The organism is Herbiconiux sp. 11R-BC, from assembly GCF_049472555.1.
Lineage (GTDB): Bacteria > Actinomycetota > Actinomycetes > Actinomycetales > Microbacteriaceae > Herbiconiux.
In genome coordinates this window covers 645,272-668,333 of sequence record NZ_JBCEBO010000001.1, presented here as the reverse complement: position 1 = coordinate 668,333, position 23,062 = coordinate 645,272, and the positions used below count along the sequence as shown (strand labels likewise).

Genomic DNA, 23,062 nt, shown 5'->3' with positions numbered 1-23,062 from the left:
CAGCCCTCAGCTGTCCTTCCGGATCCACCGGAAGGTGACCCGGCACACCACGAGCCCCACCACGAGCCAGACGCCGAGCACGATCGCCACGCCCGCCAGGTTCCACGAGCCGCCCTGCTCGGCGGCCGCGAACGACTCGGGGAGCAAGGCGGCGCGCATCCCCTGAGCGATCCACTTCAGCGGGAACACGCTCGCGACGTTCTGCAGCCAGTCGGGCAGCAGGGCGAAGTTGAGGTACACGCCAGAGATGAACTGCAGGATCAGCAGGGGCGGGATGATCACGGCCGACGCGCTCTTGCCGCTGCGGGGCAGCCGCGAGATCGCGATGCCGAGCACCGCCGCCGTGAAGATGCCCAGCAGGTACACCCAGACGAAGGTGATCCAGTGCTCCACGTCGCTCGGCAGTGCCACGCCGAACACCACGCGGGCGAGCAGCAGCAACAGCACCACCTGCGCGGCCGAGGTCACGAGAACCTGCCCCATCTTGCCGATGAAGTACGACAGCACCGGCAGCGGCGTTCCGGCCAGCCGCTTGAGCGTGCCGTCGCCGCGTTCGACGGCGATGTCCACCCCGAGGTTCTGCACGCCGCTCAGCAGGATGCCGGCGGCCACCATCCCGGGCAGGTAGTAGGCCGCCTGCGAGATGCCGCCCGTGCCGTCCGGGTTCGCACCCACATCACCGAGCCCGTCGAAGGCCACCGAGAAGATGGCGAGCAGCACCACGGGGAACAGGAAGGTGAAGAACACGGTGTCGCCCGCACGGAAGTACACGCGCGCTTCGTAGCCCACGCGGCCGATGCCCAGGCGGAGCGCGCGGCCCACACCGAACGAGGGGCTCCCGGATGCGCGGGGCCCGCCGCCGCTGCCTGCGCCGGTTCCGGATGCGGTCGCCGCGGTCATGCGCGCACCGCGGCATCCGCGCGGGCGGGCTGGGCCTCAGCGTCCGCCTCCGCCTCGGCCGCGGCCACGAGCTCGAGGTAGATGTCCTCGAGCGAGGGGCGGATCACCTCCAGCTCGGACGGCTCGCCACCCCGCGCGAGGAGGTCGGCCACGGCCCGCGCCGGTGCCGGGGTGCGCTGTTCGTGCCGGCCGTTCGCATCCGTCCACCGCACGATCGGGATGCGCGCCTCGGGCGAGCCGAGCTCGTCGACCGGCCCGATGTCCACGAGCCGCCCGCCCGCGATCACGGCCGCGCGGTCGCTCAGCTGGGCGGCCTCGTCGAGGTAGTGCGTCGTGAGCACGATCGTGGTGCCCTCGCGGGAGAGCGAGCGGATGAGCTCCCAGAACTGCCGGCGCGCCTCGGGGTCGAAGCCCGTGGTGGGCTCGTCGAGAAAGAGGAGTTCGGGGCGGCCGATGACGCCCAGGGCCACATCGACCCGGCGGCGCTGCCCGCCGGAGAGCGCCTTGATGCGCGTCTTCGCCTTGAGCTCGAGGCCCACGGCCGCGATCACCTCGTCGATGTCGCGTGGGTTCGGGTAGAGGCTCGCGAAGTGCGTGAGTTGCTCGCGCACGGTGACGTTGCCGCTTTCGCCGGTCTGCTGCAGCACGATGCCGATGCGGGCCTTCCAGGCGAGGTTCGCGTGCCGTGGGTCGGTGCCGAGCACGCGCACCTCGCCACCCGAGCGCTCGCGGTAGCCCTCGAGGATCTCGACCGTGGTGCTCTTGCCCGCCCCGTTGGGGCCGAGCAGCGCGAAGGTCTCGCCGGCTGCGATGTCGAAGCTGATGCCGTCGACCGCGGTGAAGTCGCCGTAGCTCTTGCGCAGCCCGATCACGCTGACGGCCGGAGGCGGAGTTGTCATGGCTCCATGCTGGCCGTGTTCGGGCGGTCATGCCAGCCGAGAACGGGTTATATTCCCCTGACATCGCCGGGCCACGCTGATGTATCCTCAGTTTTGGAGGAGGGGGTGGCCATGAAGCTCTTCAGTCGCTCAGCGCACGAGGTCGAGGTTCCGCGCCTGAATGTGGCGGTCGACGTGGGGGAGGGCCCCGTGGTCGTGCTGTTGCACGGCATCGCGTCGTCGTCGGCGAGCTGGCGTCTCCTGGTTCCGCTCCTGACGCCGCTCTACCGGGTGATCGCCATCGACGTGATGGGCTTCGGCGGCTCGGTGGCGCCGGAGGGCATCCGCTTCACGCTCGACGAGCACGTACTCGCCGTGCACAAGACCATTCGTTCGCTGCATCTGCGCGGGCGCTTCACGCTGATCGGCCACAGTCTCGGCGGTCTCATCGCGAGCCGCTACGCCGCCGTCCATCGCCGGGAGGTGTCGCACCTCGTGCTCGTCTCCCCGCCCATCTACCCCGAGCAGCGCTACATCGGCGAACTGGCCCACCGAATGCGCGTGGGCGGCTATCTGCGCTTCTACCGCTTCGTGCGCGACAACCGCCTCACCATCATCAGCAACGTGGGGCGCTTCTCGCGCTGGATGCCGGGTGGTTCGCTCAAGATCGACGATGCCTCCTGGGCGGCGTTCGCGAGTTCGATGGAGCACTGCATCGAGTCGCAGACCACCACCACCGATCTCGCGCAGGTCTCCGTGCCGGTCGATGTGGTCTACGGCTCCCGCGATCAGGTGATCGTGCCGGCCACCGTCGAGCGTCTCGGCCTGATGAGCCACGTGCAACTGCACGAGGTCCCCCGTGCCGATCACCTCATGCGCGAGCCCCTGGCCCGCGAGATCGCCCGGCTCGTGCGCTGAGCGCCTCGGCGGCGACCAGTTCGGCCTCGGCCGGCTGGGGCGCTTCGTCGGCCTCGCCCGGGTCGGGGCGGAACCGGAACCAGGCCCACACCCCCAGACTGAGCAGAGCGAAAACCGCGAAGGCGATGAACCACCCGGTGAGGTCGCCGCCCACCTGCGACCAGGCATCCGGCAGCGGCAGCAGTACGGCCGCGAAGACGAGCACGGCGAGGGAGTAAGCGACGCCCCAGAGCACGCGGGAGTGGGCGATCAGCGCGGAGCCGTCGAGGAATCGCAGCGGCAGCAGCCCCACGACCGGGCTGCTCAGAGCGCCGACGGCGATCGCCGTCAGGGCATCGAGCGCGGTGGCCCCGAGGAGGTCGGGATGCGCGAGCACACCGGGCGCGAGAGCGCTGCAGCCGAGCCAGGCGCCGAGGCCGGCGCACACGAGCACGGTGTTCGTCACGACCGTCAGGCGGGCATTGGCCGCCACGCGGGCCGTCGAGGCGAGCTGGATGCCGATGACCGCGCCGAACACGAACCCCGGCTCGAGACCGGCGAGCCGGGATGCCGCCACGCTCGCCGCAGCGAGCAGCACCGTCGACGGCTTCACGGCGAGCGTGGCCCGCTCACGCAGCCGGAGCTCGGAGTAGCGCGCCCCGAGGAGCGCCGTTCCGAGTCCGGTGACCGTCATCGCTGCGGCGAAGGCGAGGAACAACCGGATGCCCTCCCCATCGACCACGGCCCCCGGCGCCACGAAGACGCCGGCGGCGGCGCCCACGCCGATCGCGAGGGCGACCCGCGACCCGCGCGCCCGCGGAGCGCGGCCGGAACCATCGGCCGGGCGCCACCGTCGACCGCGGAGACGGTTCCACAGTGCACGCCCCGGCACGAGGCGCAGCGCGGCGCGGCGGATGCGGTCGTGATTCGCGTGCACCGTCGACTCCAGCAGCCCACCGGGCACGATCACGAGCAGCACCACTCCGGCCAGCAGCGCCGCAAGAAACCCCACCCCCGGCGCAGAGACATCCCCCGCCCGTCGAAGGCTCCGGCTGAACGCCGACACCCGATCGAGCCCGCCCATCACGGACAGCGCAGCGGCCTCTCCGGTTCCTGCAGCCCCCGTCGTCGCGTCCTCCGCCTCGGAGCTGGCCCCGGCGACCCCGGTTCCCGCTGTGCCGGCCTCCGCTGTGCCGGCCTCCTCTGTGCCGGCCTCCGCCGTGCCGCGGCCGGGCGCCCCTGGTGCCTTCGCCCCGCCCCGCTCTGTCTGCCCCGTGCTGCCCGCTCCGGCGCGCGGCACAGCCGGCGTCGACGGCGCCACACCCGTCGCTCCCGACGCTGCACGCCGGTCCGCGGCGCCCCTCTCGCCGTCGCCCCCAGCCGCCCTGCTTCCCGCCATCGAGCGGCCTCCCGCTGCGAACGCCTCGGCGCTGCCGGCTCCGCCTGTGGCACCAGAACCTCCGGCCCCCGTCGCTCCGGCCTCCGCACCGGCACCGTTGGCTCCGGTTCCCGGCGCTCCGGCCCCACCGCCGCTGCCGCCGGCTTCGCTGCCTCCTACGCCTGACCCGCCGCCCGAGCCCGCACCGCCGCCCGAGCCCGCACCGCCGCCCGAGCCCGCACCGCCTCCGCTTCCCACACCACTGCCGGCGCTGCCGCCGCTTCCCGTCCCGCTGCCGCCCACCCCGGTTCCGCCGCTGCCGCCGCTCGCCCCGGTTCCGCCGCCGCTTCCCGTCCCGCCGCCGCTCGCCCCGATCCCGCCGCTGCTACCGCCCGCCCCGCTACCGCTACCGCTTCCTGCCCCGCCGCCGCTTCCTGTCCCGGCTCCGCCACCTGATCCGGTCCCGCCGGAGCCGCCGCTTCCGGTCCCGCCAGAGGCGCCGCCGCTTCCGGTCCCGCCAGAGGCGCCGCCGCCCGTCCCGCCGCCGCCGGTCCCGCCGGAGCCGCCGCTTCCGGTTCCGCCGGTGCCAGCGCCGCCCGTCCCGGTACCGGTCCCGCCGCCACTTCCCGTCCCGGCACCCGCGCCGCCCCCGCTCCCGCCGCCGCCGGGCCCCACGATGTCGGTCGACCCCACCACGTAGTCCACCGGCTCCCCGTCGGCCCAGAATCCGGGCGCTCCCGCGAACGCCTCTCCCGCCGTGAGGGTGAACGGCCCCGCGCCGGCCGGCAGCGCGGTGAGTGCGCAGCTCCACGCTCCGCCCGCGCCGACCGTGCCGGAGCATCTGCTCCCGTCGCTCACGACCACCCGCAGAAGAGCCCCCGGAAATCCGGTGCCGGTGAGCACCTGCACCGGGTCGTCCACGGTCGCGGTGGACGTGATGGTGCCGGGGGCACCCGCATCCGTCGTGATGGTCGGCGCGTGCAGGACGCCCACATTCAGAATCACCGACTCGTGGCCGTTCGTCACCGTCACGGGCCCGGAGAAGTCATCGGCCGTGCCGGCTGACGACACCGTGCAGGCCCAGCTCAGATCGGCCTGTGCCGTCGCCGCACAGAGCGGGAAGGCCTCGCCGTTCCGGTGGATGCTCGCGGTGATCGCGTCGCCGGCGGAGCCCGACCCGGCCAGCTCGAACGCCACGACGCCCGCAGCCGGCCCGAGGACGATCGTCCCCCCTGGAGGGGACGAGCTCACCACGAGTGCGGCCGGCCCGCCGTCGCGGACAAGCGCCGGCGACAGCCTGGGGGAGGCCCAAGCGCGATCGCCTCCAGTGCCAGCCGCGGCGACGCCCCCGCAGAACGACGCCACGAGCACGGCGCAGGCGATCGCGCCGCGACGCCGTCGCTGGGAGCCTGCCCACGAGTACATGAGCAAAACTCTACGCCGAATCAGCCCCTAAGTGATGATTTCTCGGGAAACTATGACGCTACGAGAACAGCTTCTGCAGCCTCGCCACGCCCTCGGCCAGCGCGTCGTCGCCGAGCGCGTAGGAGAGCCGCAGGAAGCCGCTGGGCCCGAACGCCTCGCCCGGCACCGTCGCGACCTCCACCTGGTCGAGGATGAGGTCGGCGAGCTCGAGAGAGGTCGTGGGCGTGACACCGCCCCACTCGCGACCGAGCAGCCCCGTGACATCCGGGTACACGTAGAAGGCGCCCTCGGGGAGCGGGGTGTGCACGCCGGGGATCTTGTTCAGCTCCGCGACGATGAAACGCCGCCGCCGGTCGTATGTGGCGCGCATCACGTCGACCGTGTCCTGCGGGCCCGTCAGGGCGGCGATGGCCGCGCGCTGCGAGACGTTCGCGACGTTCGAGCTGAGGTGCGACTGCAGGTTCGAGGCGGCCTTGATGGCATCGAGCGGCCCGACCATCCAGCCCACGCGCCATCCGGTCATCGCGTAGGTCTTGGCCACGCCGTTCACGAGCAGCGTGCGGTCGGCCAGCGCCGGCACGGCCTCCACGATCGACTGCGCGCGCAGCCCGTCGTAGACCAGGTTCTGGTAGATCTCGTCGCTGACCACCCAGAGGCCGTTCTCGAGCGCCCACTCGCCGATCGCCTTCGTCTGCTCGGGCGAGTACACGGCACCGGTGGGGTTCGACGGCGACACGAACAGCAGCACCTTCGAACGTGGCGTGCGGGCGGCCTCGAGCTGCTCCACCGTCACCAGGTAGTCCTGGTCGCTGCCCGCGAACACCTGTACGGGAACACCGCCGGCGAGCGCGATGGCTTCGGGGTAGGTGGTCCAGAACGGGGTGGGCACGAGCACCTCGTCGCCCGGGTCGAGCAGGGTGGCGAACGCCTCGTAGACCGCCTGCTTGCCGCCGTTGGTCACGATGACCTGCGAGGGCTCCACGGCGAGACCGCTGTCGCGCAGGGTCTTCTCCGCGATCGCCGCGCGCAGCTCGGGGAGCCCGGCGGCGGGCGTGTAGCGGTGGTTCTTGGGGTCGCGCACGGCCACGGCCGCCGCCTCCACGATGTGCGCGGGCGTCGGGAAGTCGGGCTCCCCGGCGGCGTAGCTGACGACGGGCCGGCCGGCGGCCTGCAGCGCCTTCGCCTTGGCGTCGACCTTGAGGGTCGCGGATTCGGCGATGGCGGCGATACGGCGGGAGATGCGGGAGTGCTCGGTCACGGAAGTACAGCCTATCCGGCTCTACTTCGTCAGCACCGGGAATGCGTCGGAGAGTGCGCTGAGGATCGACTGCACCGCGATCGCGAGCAGCAGCAGCCCGAAGATCCGCGTCACGATGCTCATGCCGGTCGGCTTGACGATGCGCGCCACCTGCGGCGCGAAATACAGCGCCACCGCGATGATCGCCGAGATCACGAGGATCATCAGGATGCCCATGCCGTAGTCGAACAGGCTCGAGTACGTCTCCTGGAAGGTGATGATCAGGCTGATCGCCCCGGGCCCGGCGATCACCGGGATGGCGAGGGGCACGACCACCGGCGATTCCGCATCCGTCACCGTCACGATGTTCGTCTTGGCGGTGAGCATCGCCCAGCCGATCGTGGCCACGAGCAGGTTGCCCGCGATGCGGAACGAGGTGAGGTCGATGCCGAAGGCCTGCAGCACGAAGCTCCCGGCGATCAGCGACACGGTGAGCACGGCGAACACCGCCAGCCCCACCAGCAGCCCGAGCCGCTTCTGCCGCGCCGGCTCGTAGCCTTTCGTGAGGTTCAGGAAGATCGGCAGGCTGCCGATCGGGTTCGTGATGGTGAGCAGGCCGATGGCGCTCGTCACGAGGGTGGGCGTGGAGATGTCGGTCAACGGATGCCTCTCACAGCTCGGCCTGGCGCGGCACGATCACCTGTTTGATGATGATCAGCATCGACGCCACCACGGGCACGGCGATGAGCGCTCCGAGCACCCCGAGCAGCGTGCCGCCCACCAGGGCGCCGATCACCACCAGGATGCCGGGCACGTCCACTGCCTTGTTCATCACGCGCGGGCTGAAGACGTATGCCTCCACCTGCATGTAGACGAGGAAGTAGATGCCGATGAAGATCGCCGTGGTCGGCGAGACCGTGAGCGCGATGAAGGTCACGATGACGGCGCTGATGATGGTGCCGACCAGCGGGATGAGCGCGAGCAGGAAGCACACCACGGCCAGCGCCCCCGCATAGGGCACCCCGATCAGCACCATCGCGATGAAGCCGAACACGCCGTTGGTGCCCGCGAGGATGACCTGCCCGCTCACGTACTTGCCGATCGACTGCACGATCTGGTCGGTGATCGAGATCACCCCGGCCCGGCGCGACATCGGCACCAGCACGTAGAAGCTCGACTTCACGGCCTCGAGCGACCCGAGGAAGAACAGCGTGAGCACGAGCACGAGGATGGCGGCCGAGATGCCGTTCACCAGCGCGAGCCCGATCTTCAGCACGCCCCCGGTGAGGGTGGCCAGGTTGTTCGGGTCGGCCAGGTAGTTCTCCAGGTCCTGCACGAGCTTCTGCGTGTCGACCGAGTCGCCGAACACCTGGATGAACCATTGCTCGTGCGTCACCGACTTGACCGCGGCAGGCAGGTTCGTGATCAATTCGGTGGTCTGCGCGACCACCGCGGGGATCACGAGGAAGAACACCAGAACCGCGAACGCGATCACGATCACGAAGACGATCACGATCGACCAGCCCCGCGGAATGTGCCGCCGGGTCAGCCAGCGCACCAGCGGATCCAGGCCGAGCGCCAGGAAGAGCGAGGCCAGGATGCAGATCACCACGGTCGACAACTGGGTGAAGGCGAAGCCCAGTGCGATGGCGACGAGACCGCCGAGCGTCGCCACGAAGCCGATCCGGAATGCGTTCGTGCTCATGGTGTTCCCCGTTTCACTGGCTTTGCGGTGCTGCCCGATGTGACTTACACTGAGTGTCGGTAGTTGAAATCTGCCAAGCTTTTCTATGCCTATTTTCTGGCGCTTATTCCTTGAAGTGAGTGTAGCGAAGCCGCGCGATTTCTCTCTTTAGGGCGGTGGCTCAATTGGTAGAGCAGCGGTCTCCAAAACCGCAGGTTGCAGGTTCGAGTCCTGTCCGCCCTGCTCCTGTTCGTGAAAGGTACTGACACGGTGGCAAGAAAAGTGATCGACGAGCCTTCTGAAGACGTCGTCGAGAATGCCAAGAAAGATCGGGCGGCCAGGCGCAACCCGTTCGCCCGTATCGTCCTGTTCATCCGGCAGGTCTTCACCGAACTGAAGAAGGTCGTCACCCCGACCCGGCGTGAGCTCGTGAGCTACACGCTGGTCGTGCTGGTGTTCGTCATCATCATGATGGCCATCGTCGTGGGGCTCGACACCCTGTTCGGCTGGCTGGCACTCGTGGTGTTCGGCACGCCGGCCTGACGAGAGCGACCGATCGGTTCGCCGCATCCCGCGGCCCAAACAAGCTAAGAAGTGGAACGAATTCAGTGTCTGACGCAAAGCCCGAAGAAGCCGGTGTCCCGGCTGACCTCGACGCCCTCCTCGAGGCGATCGACGAGGCAGCCGACCCCGAAGCCGACGCGGTGGTCGACGACGCACTGAACATCGACGACTTCGACGAGGCCGCCGCTGTTCTCGAGGTGCTCGAAGACGACGAGGCCGAGGCCGCCGATGAGCCGGTCGCCGATGAGCCGGTCGAGGGTGAGGATGTCGCGGCCGAGCTGGCCGCCGACGCCGAGGCCTCCGACGAGGAGGTCGTGGTCGACCCCTACGACGCCTTCCGTGCCGAGCTGCGTGCGCTGCCCGGCAAGTGGTACGTCATCCACTCCTACGCCGGCTTCGAGAAGCGCGTGAAGTCGAACATCGAGAGCCGCAAGACCTCGATGGGCATGGAGGACTTCGTCTTCCAGGTCGAGGTTCCGATGGAAGACGTGGTCGAGATCAAGAACGGCCAGCGCAAGCTCGTGACCCGCGTGCGCATCCCGGGCTACGTGCTCGTGCGCATGTTCCTCAACGAGGACAGCTGGTCGGTCGTGCGTCACACGCCGGGCGTCACCGGCTTCGTGGGCAACTCGCACAACCCCACGCCGCTGCGCTTCGAAGAGGCGTTCAACATGCTGAAGAGCCTCGTCGAGGTCGCCGAAGTCCCCACCGCCAAGGCGTCGGGCGGCAAGGGCGGCAAAGCCGTCGCACGCTCCATCCCGGCCGAGGTCGACTTCGAGATCGGCGAGACCATCACCATCAAGGAGGGCTCGTTCGCCGGGCTCCCCGGTTCGATCAGCGAGATCAAGCCCGAGAGCGGCAAGCTCACCGTGCTCGTCTCGCTCTTCGAGCGCGAGACCCCGGTCGAGCTCTCGTTCGACCAGGTCACGAAACTCTAGATCGCGCCGCCGCCTCTGCGGCGCGAGTCGTCCGATTCGCGGCACGATGCGATCGCGCCGCGAATCGGCTAAGATCACAAGGTTGCTTTCGCAGCGTTTCACACCACCGCATCCGGGAATCGCTCGGCTGTGGGAGCGTCATCCATTCGGATGGCACGAAAGAGAAGAGAAGAAATGGCACCGAAAAAGAAGGTCACAGGTCTGATCAAGCTTCAGATCAACGCCGGCGCCGCCAACCCCGCACCGCCCATCGGGCCTGCGCTGGGTCAGCACGGCGTGAACATCATGGAGTTCTGCAAGGCGTACAACGCCGCGACCGAGTCGCAGCGCGGCAACGTCATCCCCGTGGAGATCACGGTCTACGAAGACCGCTCGTTCACCTTCATCCTGAAGACCCCGCCCGCCGCGGAGCTCATCAAGAAGGCCGCCGGAGTCGCCAAGGGCTCCTCCACCCCCCACACCGTCAAGGTCGCCAAGCTCACCAAAGAGCAGGTGCGTCAGATCGCCGAGCAGAAGCAGGCCGACCTGAACGCGAACGACGTCGACGCTGCAATGAAGATCATCGCCGGTACTGCCCGTTCCATGGGCATCACGGTCGAGGCATAAGGAGGAGGCTGGAAATGGCACAGAAGTCAAAGGCCTACCGGGCCGCGGCCGAGAAGATCGAAGCCGGCAAGTACTACACCCCGTCCGAAGCCGTGTCGCTCGCTCGCGAGACCGGCTCCGCCAAGTTCGACAGCACCGTCGAGGTCGCGCTCAAGCTCGGGGTCGACCCCCGCAAGGCCGACCAGATGGTTCGCGGAACCGTCATCCTGCCCCACGGCACCGGCAAGACCGCCCGCGTCATCGTGTTCGCGACGGGACCGGCCGCTGAGGCCGCGATCGCCGCGGGTGCCGACGAGGTCGGTGGCGACGAGCTGATCGAGAAGGTGGCCGGCGGCTACACCTCGTTCGACTCCGCCGTCTCGACCCCGGAGCTCATGGGCAAGGTCGGCCGTCTCGGAAAGGTGCTCGGCCCCCGTGGCCTCATGCCCAACCCGAAGACCGGCACCGTGACCCCCAACGTGGCCAAGGCCGTCGAGGAGATCAAGGGCGGAAAGATCGAATTCCGCGTCGACAAGCACGCCAACGTGCATTTCCCGGTGGGCAAGGCGGCGTTCACGCCCGAGCAGCTCAGCGAGAACATCAAGGCGGCGCTCGACGAGGTCATGCGCCTCAAGCCGTCCTCGTCGAAGGGCCGCTACGTGCAGAAGGGCGCCGTCTCGACGACCTTCGGCCCGGGCATCCCGCTCGACGTGAACTCGATCTGATCGTCTTCACCCGCACCACCTGAACACCCGGAAAGGGCTCGCCTCGCGGCGGGCCCTTTCTGCGTTCCCGGGCGCGGATGGCGGATGCGCGGATCGCGTCGCGTGAGTACCAAATGCTCATAACGCTGCCTGGCGCGTGCGGGTCACCCTGAGAAGATCCATCTCTCTTCTCGAAAAGGAACACCATGCCTGTGTCTCTATCCGCTCTCCGCACGACCGTTCTCGGGGGTGTTGCGGCCCTGCTGCTCGCGGCACCGATCGTGCCGGCTCTCTCCGCGCAGGCAGAGGAGGTCATCGTGCCGGGCGTCAGCTGCCCGCAGGCTGTGGCCGTCGTCGGATTCCCCATTGGGTTCGCGCAACTCGCCTCGGAGGGATCCACGATCGCCGTGACGGCCGGAGCGCTGCCTTCGGGTCTGACCATCAACCCCAGCGGGCCGGCGATCATCGGACAGCCGGGCACCGTGGAGACCGCCCATTTCACTCTGTCGGCGACCCGCCCCGGGAGCTCGGCGGCCGGGGGCGTCGATTGCACCATGACGGTGAAGAAGGCGCCGGCGGTCGCGCGCATCGCGGGGTCGGATCGATACGCGCAGGCCATCGCCGTCTCGAAGCTGAAGTTCACCAAGACGGACACGGTCTTCGTCGCGAGCGGCGAGAAGTACGCCGATGCCCTGAGTGCCACAGCGATCGCGGCCGCGAACGGGGGCCCCCTTCTCCTCACTGCGCAAGGATCGCTGCCCGCCGGACTTCTCGCAGAGATCACGCGCCTGGGCGCCAAGGACGTCGTGGTGGTCGGAGGTCCTGCTTCTGTCTCCGATGGTGTCGTCCAGGCCCTGACCGTGGGGAGCGGTGGCGCGCGAGTCAAGCGCATCGGCGGCGCCGATCGCTACGAGGTCTCCCGCAACCTCATCGCCGACGAGGACTTCGGCATCCAATCGGCGACAGGCCTCTACATCGCGACGGGGACGAACTTCCCTGATGCTCTGACGGCCTCGCCCGCTGCGGCGCAGCACAGCCAGCCGGTCCTGCTCGTCAACGGCACCGAGCCGACTCTGACCGCTTCGGAATCGAACCTCCTGATGTCGCTCGGCGTGCGCGACGTGTTCATCGCCGGTGGTCCCGTCTCGGTCAGCGCTCCCCTCGAGGCATCGCTGAAGAACACGTTCGCCGTCACTCGGTATGCCGGGACCGACCGCTACGAGGCCGGAGCATCGGTGAACCGCGCCTCGTTCCCGAACGGCGTCGGCAGCATCTATCTCGCCAGCGGAGCCGTCTTCCCCGACGCGCTGAGCGGGGGCGCGGCTGCTGGTGCGGAGAAGAGCCCGCTCTACGTCACCCAGCCCGACTGCCTGAGCTCCGCGGTGTACTTCGAGATCGGACGCGTGGCGCCCGACACCGTCTATGTGCTCGGCGGCACGAACACGCTCAGCCGGGACATCGAATCGCTGACCCCCTGCGGACTCGACTGACGGCATCCCGCTGCACCACCGAACCCCGAACGCCCCTCGAAGCCCAGACCGAGGGGCGTTCGGCTGTGGCCCGCGGCCCGAACGGGTGCCGCGGTTCTCGGGGGCCGCGTGTCCGAACGGGATTGCGGGTCTCAAACGCCTAGCGTGAAGACATGGTCACGAGAGTTCGCCGCGCACGCATCGAGGATGCAGGTATCGTCGCCGCGGTCGCCGCGGAGACGTTCGAACTCGCGTGTCCTCCGGGAACCGCGCCGGAGGCCATCGCCGCGTTCATCGCCGAGCACCTCTCCGAGCAGCGCTTCGCCGGCTACCTCGCGAGCCCGGAGCGCACCGTGCTGCTCGCCGACGTCGACGGAGAGATCGCGGGCTACTCCATGCTCGTCGCCGCCGACCCGGCCGACCCTGAGGTGGCCGCCGTCGTCACGGCCCGGCCCACGGCCGAGATCAGCAAGTGCTACGTGCGCGCGAACTTCCACGGCCTCGGCGTCTCGACCGCGCTCATGGAAGGATCCATCGCCGCCGCGGACGAGGCCGGAGCGATCACGGTGTGGTTGGGCGTGAACCAGCGCAACTCCCGCGCCATCCGCTTCTACGAGAAGTCCGGTTTCCGCCGGGTCGGCACCAAGCACTTCCTCGTGGGCGACGAGCTGCACGACGATTTCGTGCTCGAGCGCCCCCTGACAGCGGCTGAGTAGCAACTGCTCATAACGTCGGGGGAGTGCCCCCGGCGACGATGGACCCCCAGCCAGGGAGTTCCATGTTCCGCCTCCGCCGATCCGCCGCCTCGCTGAACGCTGCTGCGCTGGGGCTGGCCCTCGTCGTCGCCCTCGTGGCCGCACCGGAGACATCCCTCGCGGTGGTGGCACGGGGAGGCGGCGCACAGCCTGCGGCCCCGCTTCCGGCCCCCGCTCGCCTGGCCGGCGCCGACCGCTACGAGCAGGCGGTTCTCGCCGCGAAGGCGGCCTTCGGCACCTCCGCCACCGTGTTCCTGGCGAGCGGTGAGAAGTTCCCGGATGCGCTCAGCGCGGTCTCCGTCGCCGCGCAGAACGACGCGGCCCTGCTGCTCACCCCGGCCGCCGTGCTCCTGCCGACGGTGGGCGACGAGATCGCCGCCCTGCGCCCGAGCGTCGTCGTCGTGGTGGGCGGGCCGGCATCCGTGTCCGACGAGGTGCTCGAGCAGCTCTCCCGCCGGGTGCGCCAGGCCATCGTGCTGCGCATCGGGGGCGCGGACCGCTTCGCGGTGTCGCGCGCCCTGATCGCCGACGCGAGTGTGGGCTTCGGAACGGCAGACGAGATCTTCCTTGCGAACGGAGGCGGGTTCGCCGACGCGCTGACCGCCTCGCCGGCGGCCGCGGCCGGCGCACGCGTGCATCCGGTGCTCCTCGTCGACGGTGCCGAGCCGGCTCCTTCTGCGGAGGAGACCACGGTGATCACGGGGCTCGGTGCACGCTCAGCGCATCTCGTTGGCGGGCTCAACTCGATCGGCGCCGCCCTCGAGAGCTCGCTCCGGACAGGCGGGCTCGGTGGCCGGCGTTTCGCGGGCGCCGACCGGTTCGAGGTGGGGGTGCTGGTGAATCAGCAGGCCTTCGGCTCCGCCCGGGTCGTCTACCTCGCGAGCGGACTCGTGTTCCCGGATGCGCTGAGCGGTGGGGCCTTGGCCGCACACGAGAAGGCGCCGCTGTACGTGGTTCCGCAGAACTGCGTGCCGCAGCTGGTGCTCGACGAACTCGTGCGCCTGGCGCCGTCGAGGATCGTGGTGCTCGGCGGCCTCGCGACCCTCGGCCCCGGGGTCGACGCGCTGACGCCCTGCGCGTGACGATCGCGGCCAGATAGCCCAGACGGCCGAGACAGCAGAGCCGCTGGAGGCGCCGCAGCCGCGACCCCCCTAGAAGGGCAGATCGCCGATCTGCAGCACCAGCTTGCCCCGCGTGTGACCGCCCTCGATCGCGCGGTGCGCGGCGGCGGCCTCGGCCAGCGGGAACACCTCGTCGACGTGCACACGCACGTCTCCCGAGTCGATCAGCCGCGAGATGACGGCCAGTGTCGAGGCATCCGGCGCCACCTTGAAGGTCGTGGCGCGCATCCCGGCCGCCGCGGCCTCCTCCTCGAACCCCGGCCAGCTGCCGGTCGGTGCGTTGATGATGAGCCCACCCGGGCGCAGCACCTTCAGCGACCGCGACCCCGTCGAGGAGTGCACGTTGCCGACGAGGTCGATCACGACATCCAGGTCGGAGAGCTGCTCGTCGAAGGCCACGGCGGAGTAGTCGATGACGCTCGTGGCTCCCAGCTCGCGCAGCCAGCTCTGGTTGCGCGAGGAGCCCGTGGCCGTCACCCGGGCCCCGAAGTACGCCGCGAACTGCACCGCGAAGTGCCCGACGCCGCCCGAGGCCGCGTGGATGAGCATCCGCTGCCCTTCGTGCGCCTTGGCGAGGTCGACCACCATGCCCCAGGCCGTGAGCGCCGCGAGCGGCACGGCCGCCGCTTCGGTGAGCGAGAGGGTCTTGGGCTTTCGGGCCACCTGCAGGCTCGGCGCCGAGACGTACTCGGCGTACGAGCCGTCGCCGCGCGGCACCGACATCATGCCGTAGACCTCGTCGCCCACGCTGAGCGGGTGACCGGCGAACGGGGTCTCCACCACCACGCCCGCGAAGTCGTAGCCGAGGATGTAGGGGTAGCCCGGGATGGCGGCGGAGACGCCCTTGCCCGACCGCGTCTTCGCGTCGATCGGGTTGACCCCGGCGGCGGCGACCTTCACGAGCACCTCGGCATTGACGCGCAGCGGCGAGGCGACTTCGGCGACGGTGAGGACGTCCGGCGAACCGGTCTCGGCGATGACGGATGCGCGCATCGTCTTCGGGTGGGTCAGAGTGGGGCTCGATGTGCCCGACGATCCACTCCACTGCTCGATCATCGTGTGCCTTCCGTCGATCTTCAGAACACGCAGGAACGGGCTCGGGCATCCCGCCTCGCTGCGTAGCCTCTTCGGCTGCTCCACACGCTATGCGGTGAATAATTCACCGGTGTTACGGCGAGGTCACTGTGGTGCAAACTCGAAGGCCGCACGTTAACATTCAAAGATGCTGTCGCCGTGGCCCCGTGTGCGTTCGGGGATGCTGTGGCTCGCGGCTGCGGCCGCGGGCGCCGGTCTCGGGCTGATCTGGGTGGCGCGCCTCTCCGCGAGCCGTTTCCTCTACGTCAGCGAGCTCGGCGCCGACGGGGAGCCCACCGCGGCGACGTTCCGCTGGGCGCTCGTGCTGGTCTCGGTGGCCGCCGCCCTCGTGGCGCTGGCCGCCCCGCCGCTGACCCCGCGCATCCGCTGGCTCGCCGTGGTGCCGCCCGCGGTCGTGCTCGCGGGCGCCGCGGTCGCCTTCGGCATCGCTTCGCAGGTCACCTGCACCGCCTACTGCCCGCTGCCGGTGGGGCCTGCGTTCACCTGGCAGGACCTCATCCACACCCTCTCGGCGGTGCTCGGCTTCGCCGGGGCGGCCTTCGTGATGCTGCAGGTGGCCGCAGACAGGCGCTTCCGCCGGCTGGCGCGTTTCTCGCTCGGCTCGGCGATCGCGGTGGCGCTCATCTCGGCGACCGGCGGGATGCTCTCGGTGCTGCGCTTCGGCACCCAGGTGGGCGGGGTGCTCGAGTTCGTGGCCACCTCGATCGCACTGCTCTGGCTGGTCGGCCTCGCGATCGTGCTCGCGGTGGAGGCCTGGCGCTCTCGAAACGACGGATCCGTCAGGCAACACGCCGTCCCTGAGTCCGTCGTTTCTGGCATCCCGGTCTGAACTCCGTCGTTTCCGGGTGCGGGGATGCGGCGAGTGGCCCGACGGGCGACAGGCCGGGGCCGGACTAGCGGCGCTCGCCGCGCATCCAGGCCAGCAGCTCGTCGGCCCGCCGCACGAGCAGCTCGATCTCCGACTCGTCGCGCTCCACCCACTGGCACCGGGGTTCCTCGGCCACCGGCACGAAGTCGAGGTGCTGCTCCCACACCACGAGGGTGCGCTCGGCGCCGAGCACGTACTGCTGCCACCACACCTGCCGCAGGTAGCTGCGCGGGATGCGCGACCACGGCTTCGAGGTCGTCTTGATCTCGGCGAGCTCGACCGAGCCGTCATCGGCCACCCGGATGCCGTCGGGCGTGGCGAGGTGCCGTGCCTCACGAGCGGCGTGGAACAGCGCGACGCTCGGCTCGATCGCGTATTCGCGGCGCACCCACGCGGCGATCTCCGGCTCGCGGGCCCGGCCGTGATCGGTGAAGGCGTTGCCGCCGAAGCCGGTGCCGTGCAGTTTGTCCCACGCCACCGCGGCCACGGCGCGCGAGCTCGACAGGCGGGCGACGTCGGTGGCGGTCACGCCGCGGCTGCGGGCGCGCAGCCAGGCGACGCGATCGGTCGACTCGGCCACGATGCGCGCGAGATGCGGCGGCGGGGCGGGCTCCGCGGATGCCTCGTCCTCCTCCCAGGGGAAGAAGAGCATCGTGTCGGTCACCTCCCCATTCTCCCCTCCCGGGCCGACACCGCGGGATGAATCGCCGCCGCGTCGTCGCAGGCCGGATGTGTCGGGCGTGCCGGGGTGGTCAGCGGGTGCCGGAGGCGGCCCCTTCCGCCGTCGCCTGGGCGAAGAAGGCGTGCTCGTGCTCGCAGGAGCGCACGAACGCCGTGCGTATGGTCTCGCGCGCCCCCGGTGAGGCTGTGCGGGCCGCGCGGTCGGTGATGCGGACGGCCGTCTCGGTGGCCTCGGCGAACCCCGGGTCGCCGTAGCTCTGCAGCCAATCGTCGAAAGGATGTCCCGGGTGGCGCCGGGCGGCGAGTCGCCGGCCGAGGTCGACGTAGATCCAGAAGCAGGGGAGCAGCCCGGCGACCAGCGCGCCGTAGTCGCCGACGGCGGCGAGCGCGTGCAGATGGTTCACATAGGCCAGCGTCGTGGCGCTCGGCAGAGGGCTGCCGGCCCCGGCGCCGCGGGCGCGGTGCAGCCTCGCCTCTTCGGCCAGGGCGTCGGCGGCCGACCGCGCCCAGAAGACCTGCTCGTCGGAACTCGGCGCCAGCTGACTGGCGCGGGCCAGGCAGCGAGCGTATTCGGAGAGGTAGAGCAGGTCTTGCGTCAGGTAGTGCTCGAAGGCCGCCGGTTCGAGGGAGCCGTCTCCGAGGGCTCGCACGAAGTCGAGCTCGTCGATCTGCCCGCGGAGGGCGCGGGTCTGCGACCAGAGGCTCGCCGTGAACGACTCGGCATCGGCATCGGCATCGGTGCCGGCGGCGTCGTGCGGCCCGGATGCGCCGGTCCGCACGCGCGCGGCGGCGAGGGCCGCTCGCGTGGCGTGAGCATGATCGATCGGGCCGTTGCCGTGCCCGACGTCGAGCGCGTCGGCGCCCCGCAGTGCACCCGTCAGCCAGTCCTTGGCCTCGCGGAGGGCCGACGACCAGGGTTCCCCGTCCCCGTCCCCGTCGTTTCCGGTCCCGCCGCCGGCTCCCGTGCCCTGACCCGCCCCGCGGATGCCGCCCGTCTGCGCGCCGAGCGTGGCCAGAGCCGACGAGAGCGAGCATCCGGTGCCGTGGGTATTGCTCGTGAGCACCCGGGCGCCGTCGAGCTCGGTGACGGACGCCCGCCCCTCGCACACCCGCACGATCGCGTCGGGCGCGGAGTCGCCCGTCAGGTGGCCGCCCTTGACGAGCACGGCGACGCCGGTGCGACGGGCGAGCTCCTCGCCCTGGCGGAGCGCGGCCGCCCAGTCTGCGGCGGGAGCGGTGTCGAGCAGGGCGCCCAGCTCGGCGAGGTTCGGCGTGATCAGATCGGCTTGGGTGCACAGCCGGCGCATCGACTCCTCGCCCTCGGGGGTCAAGAGCCGGTCGCCGCTCGTCGACACGATCACGGGGTCGAGGACCACGAGAGGCGGCTTGGCCTCGGCGAGCCAGCGGGACACCTCGTCGGCGAGTTCGGCGGTGCCGAGCATCCCGATCTTCACCGCGTCGATCTCCACGTCGTCGGAGACCGCCTCGAGCTGCTCGCGCAGGAAGTCGACGGGGGAGAGGTGCACGGAGCGCACTCCGCGGGTGTTCTGCGCGACGAGCGCGGTGACCACGGCCATGCCGTAGCCGCCGAGGGCGGCGATCGACTTGAGATCGGCCTGGATGCCCGCACCCCCGGTGGGATCGGTCCCGGCGATGCTCAGCACGCGCGGCACGGCACGGCCGCGGGCGCCCAGAGGTCTCGCGAACAGGGCGCGGTCGGCGTGGGCCGCGGCGTCTGCGGACGTCGGGGGCGCGGATGCCGGCGGAGCGGTTGCGGGGCGCGCGGACGCCGGCGCGGAGGTCAGACGCGCGGATGCTGACGGCGCGGCGCTCGCCGCGGCCTCCCGCCAGCGGGCGGCGAAGCCGGCGGCGGCGGCGCGGGGCTGGGGCGCTGCGCAGATCGCCGAGACCACAGCGGTGCCTGCCGCCCCCGCGGCGACCAGAGCGGGCACGTCGGCTTCGACGATGCCGCCGATCGCCACGCAGGGAAGAGGGCTCCGGGCGGCGAACGCGGCGAAGCCGTCGATCCCGAGGGGTTCCGGATGATCGGCCTTGGTGCTGGTGGGGCGGATGACGCCCACGCCGAGGTAGTCCACCGTGCCGGCGGGCAGGGCCGTCGCGGCCTCGAGGTGCTCCCGGGTGTTCGCGGTGAGGCCGACGATCGCGCCGGGCCCGAGCAGGGCTCGGGCGGCCTCGACGGGCAGGTCGCTCTGGCCCAGGTGCACACCGTCGACGCGCGCCCCCGCCCGCCGGGCGGCGAGCACGACGTCGACGCGGTCGTCGACCACGAAGAGCGCCCGCCCGTCGATGACCGCCGAGAGCTCGATCGCCGCGGCGACGAGCGATGCGGCGTCGGCCGCCGGGTCGCGCAACTGCACGATCGTCGCTCCGCCGGTCACCGCCGCGTCGACCACCTCGGCCAGCGAACGGCCGTCAGCGTCTCCGCACTCCTCCGCGAGAGCGCGATCGGTCACGAGGTACACGCTCAGGTCGAGCACGCGCGCGGTCACGACAGGCGCGCCTCGGCGCGCACGGCCGGGGCGTCGAGTGCCGCGAGCGCGTCGAGCAGACCCACGGCGAAGCTCCCCGGCCCGGCGGCCGAACGGGCGGCGTGCTCCGCCGCGATGCCGTAGACGCTCGACGCGGCGACGGCGGCGTCGAGCGCCCGGGATGCGTGGGCCGGGCCATCCGTGTCGGGCCCGGATCCCGGCGAGGTCGCGATCGCGGTCGCGGTCGCCGCCCCGGCGAACGCGGCCATGACGGCGCCGAGCGCGCATCCGCCACCGGTCACGCGTGTCAGCAGGGCGTGCCCGTTCGCCACGCGCACCACGGTCGTGCCGTCGGTCACCAGATCCACGGGCCCGGAGACCGCGACGGCCCCTCCCGTGAGGAGGGCGAGCCCCCGCGCCGCCTCCTCGGCCGCCTCGGCGCTGTCGGTGGCGTCGACACCGCGCCCGCCGGCTCCGGCGCCGGCGAGGGCGAGGATCTCCGAGGCGTTCCCGCGCACGATCGTGGGCTTGTGCAGGAGGAGTTCCCGGGCGAGCGCGGTGCGCACCGGTAGGGCGCCGACGGCGACCGGATCGAGCACCCAGGGCACCGCCGCCTCGGCGGCAGCGGCCACCGCCTCCCGGGCCGCGTCGCGCTGCTCGCCGGTGGGGGTGCCGAGGTTCACCAGGAGGCCGGAGGCGATCCGGGCGAAACCGCCGGCCTCGCCGGGGATGTCGACCATCGCGGGCGAGGCCCCCAGCGCGAGCAGCACGTTGGCGGTGAACCCCGTCACCACGGCGTTCGTGATGCACTGCACGAGCGGTTCGCGCTCGCGCAGCAGGGTCAGCAGGTCGGACGGGTGGGCAGACGTGCGAAGGCTCATTCGCGACATCCCTTCGCTAGTACGAACTAGATCAGGTTCGACGGGTCTCATCTCAGCCCGCGAAGGGCACCCCGTGTCACTCCCGACGACAGTAGCAGCACTCGGTCGGCCCTCTCGAGGGGCGTCGGTGCCGGGTCTGTCAGGATTCTCAGGGTGCGCTTCGCCCGGTCATAGATTCCTCATAGGAAACTGCCAATACTGGAACTGTGACCATCGACGCCTCCCTCCTCTCCGGTGCCGGCAACGGCAACTCCTCCAATGCGGCCAAGCAGCCGCGGCTGCGACGCGCCGACGGCACGCCGGTGCGGGCGCTCGTCGTCGACGACGAGAACACCCTCACCGACCTGCTCTCGATGGCCCTGCGCTACGAGGGCTGGGAGGTCAAGACCGCGAGCGAGGGCCGCCAGGCCATCGCCGTGGCGCGCGAGTTCCGCCCCGACGTGATCGTGCTCGACGTGATGCTCCCCGACATCGACGGCCTGCAGGTGCTGCAGCGCGTGCGCGCCGACGGCCACGAGACCCCCGTGCTCTTCCTCACCGCGAAGGATGCGCTCGACGACCGCATCGCCGGCCTCACCGCCGGCGGCGACGACTACGTCACCAAGCCCTTCTCGCTCGAGGAGCTGGTCGCGCGCCTGCGCGGCCTCATCCGCCGTTCCACCCTGGTCGTGGCCGACGCCGACGACCCCATCGTCACGGTGGGCGACCTCGAACTCAACGAGGACAGCCACGAGGTGTTCCGCGACGGCGAGTCGATCGAGCTCACCGCGACCGAGTTCGAGCTGCTGCGCTACCTCATGCGCAACCCCCGCCGCGTGCTGAGCAAGGCGCAGATCCTCGACCGGGTGTGGAGCTACGACTTCGGCGGCAAGTCGAGCGTGGTGGAGATCTACATCTCCTACCTGCGTAAGAAGGTCGACGCCGGCCACCCCGCCATGATCCACACGGTGCGCGGCGCGGGCTACATGCTGAAGCCCGCACTATGACTCTGCGCCGCACGCTGATCCTGAGCGTGATCGGCCTCATCGCCGTCGCCGGCGCCATCATCGGCGTGCTCAGCACGGTGGCGCTCAACGGGTTCCTGGTCAACCAGCTCGATGCGCAGCTGCGTGAGGCCTCGAACCGCAGCATCCAGCAGGTTCTCCCGTCCGGCAACGGCGGCCCGCCCGGCTTCTCGCTCGGGCAGGCCTCCGGTACTTTGGTGGCCGCCGTCTCGAACGGCGTCGCCACGCAGGGCTTCGTGCTCGACTCGGCAGGGCAGGTGCAACGGCTCACCGCCGACGAGCTGGCCTCGCTGGACGCGGTCACCCCCTCGCGCGCACCGGTGACGATCACCGTCGCCTCCCTCGGCTCCTACCGGATCGAAGCGCCGACGGTCACCACGGCCGGAGACATCCTCGTCACCGGCCTCCCGCTCACCGACGTGACCGCCACGCTCTCGCAGCAGATCATCGTGATCGTGCTCGTGACCATCGGCGCCATGGTGCTCGCCGGAATCGCGGGGCTGCTCATCATCCGCCTCGCGCTGCGCCCGCTCGACCGCGTGACCGCCACGGCGACGCGCGTGGCCGAGCTGCCGCTGGACCGCGGCGACGTCGCGCTGGCGGAACGCGTGCCCGTCACCGACCCGCGCTCCGAGGTGGGCCGCATGGGCCTGGCCTTCAACCGGATGCTCGAGCACGTCGCCTCCGCCCTCACCTCTCGCCAGCGCAGCGAGAACAAGGTGCGCCAGTTCGTGGCGGATGCGAGCCACGAGCTGCGCACGCCGCTCGCCTCGATCCGCGGCTACGCCGAGCTCACGCGGCGCACGAGCACGGGCCTGCCTGACGACGTCACGCACTCCCTGGGGCGCATCGAGTCGGAGGCCACGCGCATGACGAGCCTCGTCGAGGACCTGCTGCTGCTGGCCCGCCTCGATGCGAAGCCGGAACTCGACACCACCGAGGTCGACCTCTCCCTCGTGCTCGTCGACGCCGTGAGCGATGCCCACGTGGCCGGCCCCGATCACGTGTGGGACCTCGACCTGCCCGAAGAGCCCGTGACCGTGGCCGGAGATCCGCACCGGCTGCATCAGGTGTTCGCCAACCTCCTCGCCAATGCGCGCGTGCACACGCCCGCAGGGAGCACGGTGCTCGTGTCGGCACGGCAGGCGACCGCGAAGGACGGAACCCCCTCGGCCGTCGTCACGATCGCCGACGACGGCCCCGGCATCGACTCCGAGCTCGTGCCCGCGCTGTTCGAGCGCTTCGTGCGCGGGGACAGCTCCCGCTCGCGGCACGCCGGCAGCACGGGGCTGGGCCTCGCGATCGTGAAAGCGGTGGTGGATGCCCACGGCGGCGAGGTGAGCGTCGACACCCGGCCCGGCCGCACGGCCTTCACCGTGGTGATCCCGCTCGCGCCGCAAGAAGCGGAGGCGGAGAAGTCCGCTTTACCCCCGATCGGGGTACGGTGAAAATCACGGCCCACAGGCCGGAGGGGTTCGTCCCCGCTTCCCCGAAAGGTATAGGAGCTCA

At 70.8% G+C, this 23,062-nt stretch carries 21 protein-coding genes, 1 tRNA gene and 1 riboswitch; of the genes, 12 read left to right on the top strand and 10 right to left on the bottom strand.

The features are described 5' to 3' along the window. Window positions 1-6: 6 nt before the first annotated feature. The gene (locus VD659_RS02955; protein ID WP_423259637.1) at window positions 7-900 is read right to left on the bottom strand and encodes an ABC transporter permease; all 894 of its coding nucleotides are present in this window, start codon (window positions 898-900) and stop codon (window positions 7-9) included. Continuing rightward, the gene (locus tag VD659_RS02950; RefSeq protein WP_423259636.1) at window positions 897-1,799 is read right to left on the bottom strand and encodes an ATP-binding cassette domain-containing protein; all 903 of its coding nucleotides are present in this window, start codon (window positions 1,797-1,799) and stop codon (window positions 897-899) included. The genes VD659_RS02955 and VD659_RS02950 overlap by 4 nt, the downstream gene beginning before the upstream one ends. A 111-nt stretch (window positions 1,800-1,910) precedes the next feature. Here VD659_RS02950 and VD659_RS02945 point away from each other — a divergent pair, with 111 nt between their 5' ends. After that, window positions 1,911-2,696, top strand: a complete 786-nt coding sequence (locus tag VD659_RS02945; RefSeq protein WP_423259635.1) for an alpha/beta fold hydrolase — start codon at window positions 1,911-1,913, stop codon at window positions 2,694-2,696. Here VD659_RS02945 and VD659_RS02940 read toward each other — a convergent pair. The 4 genes from VD659_RS02940 to VD659_RS02925 are packed head-to-tail and all read right to left on the bottom strand — an operon-like array spanning window position 2,650 to window position 8,420. Then, a complete protein-coding gene (locus tag VD659_RS02940; RefSeq protein ID WP_423259634.1) occupies window positions 2,650-5,478 on the bottom strand; it encodes a hypothetical protein in 2,829 nt (942 codons plus the stop codon). The two genes, VD659_RS02945 and VD659_RS02940, sit on opposite strands and share 47 nt — an antisense overlap. Window positions 5,479-5,536: 58 nt before the next feature. Continuing rightward, entirely contained in the window at window positions 5,537-6,736 is a 1,200-nt protein-coding gene (locus VD659_RS02935; protein ID WP_423259633.1) for a pyridoxal phosphate-dependent aminotransferase, read from the bottom strand. Between the two features lie 21 nt (window positions 6,737-6,757). Further along, a complete protein-coding gene (locus VD659_RS02930; protein ID WP_423259632.1) occupies window positions 6,758-7,375 on the bottom strand; it encodes a MarC family protein in 618 nt (205 codons plus the stop codon). Between the two features lie 10 nt (window positions 7,376-7,385). Continuing rightward, complete coding sequence (locus VD659_RS02925) at window positions 7,386-8,420, bottom strand: AI-2E family transporter (protein ID WP_423259631.1); 1,035 nt, start codon at window positions 8,418-8,420, stop codon at window positions 7,386-7,388. Window positions 8,421-8,569: 149 nt separating this feature from the next. Between VD659_RS02925 and VD659_RS02920 the strand changes: the two genes are divergently transcribed. The 8 genes from VD659_RS02920 to VD659_RS02885 all read left to right on the top strand — a co-directional run bounded on the left by VD659_RS02920 (window position 8,570) and on the right by VD659_RS02885 (window position 14,496). Next, window positions 8,570-8,642, top strand: a tRNA-Trp gene (locus VD659_RS02920). 27 nt (window positions 8,643-8,669) lie between these two features. Further along, entirely contained in the window at window positions 8,670-8,942 is a 273-nt protein-coding gene (gene secE / locus VD659_RS02915) for a preprotein translocase subunit SecE (protein ID WP_137837773.1), read from the top strand. A 65-nt stretch (window positions 8,943-9,007) separates the two neighbouring features. Then, window positions 9,008-9,901: a transcription termination/antitermination protein NusG gene (gene nusG / locus VD659_RS02910; protein ID WP_423259630.1), complete on the top strand. Its 894-nt coding sequence runs from the start codon at window positions 9,008-9,010 to the stop codon at window positions 9,899-9,901. Between the two features lie 174 nt (window positions 9,902-10,075). Beyond that, on the top strand, window positions 10,076-10,507 hold the full coding sequence (rplK, locus tag VD659_RS02905) for a 50S ribosomal protein L11 (RefSeq protein WP_137837775.1): 432 nt from the start codon (window positions 10,076-10,078) through the stop codon (window positions 10,505-10,507). 14 nt (window positions 10,508-10,521) lie between these two features. After that, entirely contained in the window at window positions 10,522-11,211 is a 690-nt protein-coding gene (gene rplA / locus VD659_RS02900; protein WP_137837776.1) for a 50S ribosomal protein L1, read from the top strand. Window positions 11,212-11,396: 185 nt separating this feature from the next. Further along, complete coding sequence (locus tag VD659_RS02895; protein ID WP_423259629.1) at window positions 11,397-12,680, top strand: cell wall-binding repeat-containing protein; 1,284 nt, start codon at window positions 11,397-11,399, stop codon at window positions 12,678-12,680. 152 nt (window positions 12,681-12,832) lie between these two features. Beyond that, entirely contained in the window at window positions 12,833-13,375 is a 543-nt protein-coding gene (locus VD659_RS02890) for a GNAT family N-acetyltransferase (protein WP_423259628.1), read from the top strand. A 62-nt stretch (window positions 13,376-13,437) separates the two neighbouring features. Next, entirely contained in the window at window positions 13,438-14,496 is a 1,059-nt protein-coding gene (locus VD659_RS02885) for a cell wall-binding repeat-containing protein (RefSeq protein WP_423259627.1), read from the top strand. Window positions 14,497-14,565: 69 nt separating this feature from the next. On the opposite strand, the gene VD659_RS02880 is transcribed toward VD659_RS02885, so the two are convergent. Beyond that, window positions 14,566-15,591, bottom strand: coding sequence for an NADP-dependent oxidoreductase (locus VD659_RS02880; RefSeq protein ID WP_423259626.1), 1,026 nt, complete (start codon window positions 15,589-15,591; stop codon window positions 14,566-14,568). A 166-nt stretch (window positions 15,592-15,757) separates the two neighbouring features. Between VD659_RS02880 and VD659_RS02875 the strand changes: the two genes are divergently transcribed. Continuing rightward, on the top strand, window positions 15,758-16,459 hold the full coding sequence (locus VD659_RS02875; protein WP_423259625.1) for a DUF998 domain-containing protein: 702 nt from the start codon (window positions 15,758-15,760) through the stop codon (window positions 16,457-16,459). A 64-nt stretch (window positions 16,460-16,523) separates the two neighbouring features. Here the strand turns inward: VD659_RS02875 and VD659_RS02870 are convergent, their stop codons facing one another. From VD659_RS02870 to thiM, 3 genes are all read right to left on the bottom strand, one after another. Next, on the bottom strand, window positions 16,524-17,150 hold the full coding sequence (locus tag VD659_RS02870; protein ID WP_423260040.1) for a YqaJ viral recombinase family protein: 627 nt from the start codon (window positions 17,148-17,150) through the stop codon (window positions 16,524-16,526). 100 nt (window positions 17,151-17,250) lie between these two features. Further along, window positions 17,251-19,689 (bottom strand): bifunctional hydroxymethylpyrimidine kinase/phosphomethylpyrimidine kinase, encoded by a 2,439-nt coding sequence (locus VD659_RS02865; protein WP_423259624.1) that lies wholly within the window; start codon window positions 19,687-19,689, stop codon window positions 17,251-17,253. Further along, window positions 19,686-20,558 carry a hydroxyethylthiazole kinase gene (gene thiM, locus VD659_RS02860; RefSeq protein ID WP_423259623.1) on the bottom strand — a complete coding sequence of 291 codons (873 nt, stop codon included), beginning with the start codon at window positions 20,556-20,558 and terminating at the stop codon, window positions 19,686-19,688. Before thiM ends, VD659_RS02865 begins: the two co-directional genes overlap by 4 nt. Beyond that, window positions 20,541-20,633, bottom strand: a riboswitch (TPP riboswitch). (Overlaps the previous gene by 18 nt.) A 122-nt stretch (window positions 20,634-20,755) precedes the next feature. Here thiM and VD659_RS02855 point away from each other — a divergent pair. Both VD659_RS02855 and VD659_RS02850 read left to right on the top strand, forming a co-directional pair. Beyond that, window positions 20,756-21,535 (top strand): response regulator transcription factor, encoded by a 780-nt coding sequence (locus VD659_RS02855; protein WP_423259622.1) that lies wholly within the window; start codon window positions 20,756-20,758, stop codon window positions 21,533-21,535. Continuing rightward, window positions 21,532-23,001, top strand: a complete 1,470-nt coding sequence (locus tag VD659_RS02850; RefSeq protein WP_423259621.1) for a sensor histidine kinase — start codon at window positions 21,532-21,534, stop codon at window positions 22,999-23,001. Before VD659_RS02855 ends, VD659_RS02850 begins: the two co-directional genes overlap by 4 nt. Window positions 23,002-23,062 lie beyond the last annotated feature (61 nt).

What these genes read in the sequence shown, in the direction of transcription:
- VD659_RS02885 (WP_423259627.1), top strand. Translation starts at nt 13,438, where the DNA reads ATGTTCCGCCTCCGCCGATCCGCCGCCTCGCTGAACGCTGCTGCGCTG.
- rplK (WP_137837775.1), top strand. Translation starts at nt 10,076, where the DNA reads ATGGCACCGAAAAAGAAGGTCACAGGTCTGATCAAGCTTCAGATCAAC.
- VD659_RS02945 (WP_423259635.1), top strand. Translation starts at nt 1,911, where the DNA reads ATGAAGCTCTTCAGTCGCTCAGCGCACGAGGTCGAGGTTCCGCGCCTG.
- VD659_RS02875 (WP_423259625.1), top strand. Translation starts at nt 15,758, where the DNA reads ATGCTGTCGCCGTGGCCCCGTGTGCGTTCGGGGATGCTGTGGCTCGCG.
- VD659_RS02955 (WP_423259637.1), bottom strand. Translation starts at nt 900, where the DNA reads ATGACCGCGGCGACCGCATCCGGAACCGGCGCAGGCAGCGGCGGCGGG.
- VD659_RS02950 (WP_423259636.1), bottom strand. Translation starts at nt 1,799, where the DNA reads ATGACAACTCCGCCTCCGGCCGTCAGCGTGATCGGGCTGCGCAAGAGC.
- thiM (WP_423259623.1), bottom strand. Translation starts at nt 20,558, where the DNA reads ATGTCGCGAATGAGCCTTCGCACGTCTGCCCACCCGTCCGACCTGCTG.
- rplA (WP_137837776.1), top strand. Translation starts at nt 10,522, where the DNA reads ATGGCACAGAAGTCAAAGGCCTACCGGGCCGCGGCCGAGAAGATCGAA.
- VD659_RS02880 (WP_423259626.1), bottom strand. Translation starts at nt 15,591, where the DNA reads ATGATCGAGCAGTGGAGTGGATCGTCGGGCACATCGAGCCCCACTCTG.
- VD659_RS02925 (WP_423259631.1), bottom strand. Translation starts at nt 8,420, where the DNA reads ATGAGCACGAACGCATTCCGGATCGGCTTCGTGGCGACGCTCGGCGGT.
- VD659_RS02940 (WP_423259634.1), bottom strand. Translation starts at nt 5,478, where the DNA reads ATGTACTCGTGGGCAGGCTCCCAGCGACGGCGTCGCGGCGCGATCGCC.
- VD659_RS02870 (WP_423260040.1), bottom strand. Translation starts at nt 17,150, where the DNA reads ATGCTCTTCTTCCCCTGGGAGGAGGACGAGGCATCCGCGGAGCCCGCC.
- VD659_RS02850 (WP_423259621.1), top strand. Translation starts at nt 21,532, where the DNA reads ATGACTCTGCGCCGCACGCTGATCCTGAGCGTGATCGGCCTCATCGCC.
- VD659_RS02890 (WP_423259628.1), top strand. Translation starts at nt 12,833, where the DNA reads ATGGTCACGAGAGTTCGCCGCGCACGCATCGAGGATGCAGGTATCGTC.
- VD659_RS02895 (WP_423259629.1), top strand. Translation starts at nt 11,397, where the DNA reads ATGCCTGTGTCTCTATCCGCTCTCCGCACGACCGTTCTCGGGGGTGTT.